A 3,987-nucleotide genomic window follows, 5' to 3' on the forward strand; every position below is an offset into this window, starting at 1 on the left:
CGCGGGCAAGCGCCACCCGCTGCTGCTCTCCCCCTGAGAGCTGGGCCGGGTACCGGTTCTGCAGGTGAGTGATGCGCAGCGCCTCCAGCACCTCAAGGACGCTCAGGCGGTAACGGTTGTCCCGGCATTTGCACCTCCTTATGCCGTACATCACGTTGTCCTTGACGGTGAGATGGGGGAAAAGAGCATAGCTTTGGAAGACGTAGCCAATCCCGCGCTTCTGTGCAGGCAGGTTGATCCCCCGCTCCGAGTCAAACAATACCCTACCGCCGAGCTCGACCCGGCCTTCGTCCGGACGTTGTAGCCCGGCCAAGCAGTCTAGCAGCGTGGTCTTCCCCGCTCCCGAAGGACCGAACACCACCAGGATGCCGTCCTCCCACTCAAAATCCACCTCAAGGGTAAAGTCGGGCAGCTTCTTGCGCAACCTGACGCTCAGCAACGTCTCACCCCCTGCGGGCCCGTACGTGCTTGCCGAAGCGCCATTCCGACCAGGCACGACTCGCCCAGGTGGCGGAGAAGCCGAAGACCAGCATGATGACCACCAGCAGGCCAGCGGTCCTCATGTCCCCCGCCTCCGCAGCGGCCCAGATGGCAGTCGGCACGGTCTGCGTCTTCCCCGGTATGTTGCCCGCCACCATCAGGGTGGCCCCGAACTCCCCCAGGGCCCGCGCAAACGAGAGTACCAGTCCCGCCCCCAACCCCGGCCAGGCCAGGGGAAGGGTGACCGTGAAGAAGATCCTTGCCTCCGAAGCCCCCAGGGTGCGGGCGGCTTTCTCCAGCGTCTCGTCCACGGTTTGCAGGCCGGCTCTGGCCGCGCTGTACATGAGCGGAAAGGCCACCACAGCCGAGGCGACCACCCCGGCCCACCACGTGAACAGGATCTCGACGCCGCCCAGCCCGAGCAGCCGCCGCAGCGGACCGTTCTTCCCCAGCAACACCAGGAGCACAAAGCCCGTGACGGTAGGGGGCACGACCAGAGGCAAGGTGAACAGCGCGTCTACCACCCGCTTGCCGGGCCAGCGCAGCTTCACCATGGCCCAGGCGGCCCCGGTCCCCAGAAAAAACACAACGGCCGTGGCCACCACGGCAATGCGCAGGGACAGCAGTACGGGCGGCAGGCAGCCACCCACGGCTTCACTTCCCCTCCTCCGGCACTACGAACCCGTAACGGGAGAAAACGGCCATCGCCTCATGGCTCGCGAGGAAGGACATGAACTGGCGTGCCAGGCGAGCATGGCGCGAGGACTTTACAACGGCCGCAGGATAAACCACGGGACGGTGGCTACCAGGAGGAGCCTGGGCCACCACCTGCAACGCGGGGTCCCGACTGTCGGTCAGGAATACGATCCCGGCGTCCGCATTCCCCGTCTTCACGTAGCTGACGACTTGCAGGACGTCCTTGGCAAATACCAGTTCCCTCTGCACCCTGTCCCACAAACCCAGGTGTTCCAGTACTTCCCTCCCGTACTGCCCGCAAGGAACGGTCTCGGGCGTGCCCATGGCCAGCCGCCGCACAGCCGGGCTAGCCAGGTCCTCCCACCCGCGGATGGGCACGCTTGACCCGGCGGCCCTCACGAGCACTATCCGGTTCGACAGGAGGTCCCGGCGCGTGGCCGGGTCGATGAGCCCGCCGCGCTCCAGGGCGTCCATCTCGCGAGTTCCCGCCGAGACGAACACCTCCACCGGGGCGCCGTGCTCGATCTGGCGCGCCAGGCTGCCCGAACTGCCAAAGTTAAGGTGGACCGTTACCCCCGGGTGCCTGCTCTCGTATAGCCGGGCCACCTCCGTAAGCGCACCCTTCAGACTGGCGGCGGCGGAAACGGTAAGTTCGCCTTGCGTGGCCCTCGCACACCCAACGGCGACGAGGACGGCCGCCAGCAGGACCGGCACCAGGCCCGTCCGAACTGCCTCCCCGGGCGCGCTTTGGGGCCACACGTTGGCCATCGTGATCCTCGCATGAGGATGACGACACCACGTATCTACCGCCCCCTTCTATGCGCCCTTCCCGAACGAGCAAGCCGGGAACGCGCAAACCGTACACCCCCAGCACAGCCCGCCGTGGCCGTAGTGCACCGCATCCTCCCTCCTCAGGCGCTCGCCCGCCAGCAGCCGTGGCAGCACCAAGTCGAAGAACCCCCGCTGTCGGGCAAGGAGGCCGGCCGGGATGCCCACGACGGGCACCTCTCCCGCATAGGCCAGCACGCTCATCGCTCCCGGGGAAACCGGGACCCCGTGAAACACCACCTCTGCCCCGCTGCGACGAACACCTTCCACGGTGGAATCGTCCGGCGACATGCCGCCCGTCACGAGCACCATGTCCACATCTTTCCCGAGCATGGAGGTGATGGCCCGCGCTATCTCCGCTACTTCGTCGGGCACGAACTCGATGTGGGTCACCGTGCTGCCGTATTCCTCCAATCGGGAACGGAGCAGGGGCCCAAAGGCGTCTTTGACCCGGCCCTCGTACACCTCCCTGCCGGTGATAACCGTCCCCGCCCGGAGCCTACGGTATGGAAGCACGCAGAGCATGGGATGCCCTGCCGCGATGCCTTCCGCCTCCCGAAGCACCTCCTCCCGCACCGCCAGGTCCCGTACCTTGGCCCTTGCCACCACCTCGCCTTCCTTCACCGGCGAGTTGTCGTGGCGGGTGGCAACCAGCAACCCGTCCACGAGGTTCAGCCGTTGCAACCGAACGGAGTCCACCTTCAAGAGGCCAGTCCGCGAGGCGCGCAGGTCGGCCCATGCTTCCCCCGGCATGCTCACCTCAATCCCAGGACCGGCCATCGCTTGAGCCAGGCGACGGGCGGCATCATCCTCGTGCACCTCACCTGGTCCCAGCTCGAGCACCTGCAGGTGAGACTTTCCTATGCGGCGCAGGACTTCCAGGTCGGCCTCCGTCAACACGTGCCCCCGCCGCAGGACGGCTCCCTTGTGCTGCCCGGGCACGATTTCCGTGAGGTCGTACGCCAGGGACAATCCCACCGCTTCGTCTAAGCGCACTTCGCGCAACCTCAACCACACCACTCCCCGTCGCTCAAGCGCGTTGCCGTAAAGCACCGTGCGCCGCCCCTGCGGAACCTGCTTCAAAACCCCGCCGGATGCGCATATGATTCCGGTGCCGGACCGTGTGTGACCTTCGTCATCCATCGGGCGAAGGTTGCGGAGACTTTCGAAAAGTACCCTCACACCCCGAGTCACGCCCCGACAACCCGCCATCTCTGCAGCACGAGGCAAGGAAACGCTGGGCCAAAGAAAGGGACCGCCCCGAGCCCCCGCGGCGCACCTTGACTATCTCGGCCAGGATGGACAGAGCGATCTCTTCCGGGGTTTCGGCTCCGATGTCCAGCCCGATGGGGGAGTGCAGCCGAGCGAGCTCTTCCTCGGGCCATCCTTCCTCTTGTAACAGCTTGAACACCCCCGCCACCCGCCGGCGGCTGCCGATCATACCCAGATACCCGGCGCCGCGCCCGAGCAACTTCCGCACGCACTCCAGGTCGTGACGGTGACCCCGCGTGACGACCACCGCGTAGGTGGCACCGTCCACGGGAAACCCTTCCAGGGCCTTCTCAAAGGGCGAACATATCACCCGATCAGCCTCGGGAAAACGTTCCACCGAGGCGAACGACGGGCGGTCATCCACCACCACAACTGCAAAGCCAAGGATTTTCCCCATCCGGCACAGAGGCAGCGCAATGTGACCCCCTCCGCAAATCAGGAGAAGCGGTCCCGCCTCAATCTGTTCGACGAACACCTTCCAACGTTCCCCCGCGGCGTCGACATCGACCTGTCCTGCGCAAGCAGACGGGGGCGAGCCTGCATACCCCTTCGCCGCGCGGTAAACGAGCTTGGCGCTCTCTGAATCTATACCCGCCCAGGCTAGCGGCTCCTCCGCACCCACCACCGTTGCACCCAGCACCCGCTGCGGCTCCAGGCAGGTAAGAAACCGCACGGTGCGACGCGCGACGACCGCGTCCCGCAGGGCCGCTG

General features: G+C 66.1%; 5 protein-coding genes. All 5 read right to left on the reverse strand.

From position 1 onward, the window contains the following. On the reverse strand, nucleotides 1-439 hold a 439-nt coding region (locus AB1609_17265), incomplete at its 3' end, for an ATP-binding cassette domain-containing protein (GenBank protein MEW6048198.1). A gap of 4 nt (nucleotides 440-443) precedes the next feature. Further along, nucleotides 444-1,130, reverse strand: coding sequence for a molybdate ABC transporter permease subunit (gene modB, locus AB1609_17270; GenBank protein MEW6048199.1), 687 nt, complete (start codon nucleotides 1,128-1,130; stop codon nucleotides 444-446). A gap of 4 nt (nucleotides 1,131-1,134) precedes the next feature. Then, the gene (modA, locus tag AB1609_17275; protein ID MEW6048200.1) at nucleotides 1,135-1,944 is read right to left on the reverse strand and encodes a molybdate ABC transporter substrate-binding protein; all 810 of its coding nucleotides are present in this window, start codon (nucleotides 1,942-1,944) and stop codon (nucleotides 1,135-1,137) included. Nucleotides 1,945-1,992: 48 nt separating this feature from the next. Then, nucleotides 1,993-3,015, reverse strand: a complete 1,023-nt coding sequence (locus tag AB1609_17280) for a molybdopterin-binding protein (protein ID MEW6048201.1) — start codon at nucleotides 3,013-3,015, stop codon at nucleotides 1,993-1,995. Nucleotides 3,016-3,139: 124 nt separating this feature from the next. Next, on the reverse strand, nucleotides 3,140-3,987 hold an 848-nt coding region (locus AB1609_17285; protein ID MEW6048202.1), incomplete at its 5' end, for an XdhC family protein.

The sequence above is a fragment of the Bacillota bacterium genome (genome assembly GCA_040754675.1).
Classification (GTDB): domain Bacteria; phylum Bacillota; class Limnochordia; order Limnochordales; family Geochordaceae; genus Geochorda.

Excerpts from the sequence above, each read along its gene's own strand:
- modA (MEW6048200.1), bottom strand. The coding sequence starts at position 1,944 with ATGGCCAACGTGTGGCCCCAAAGCGCGCCCGGGGAGGCAGTTCGGACG.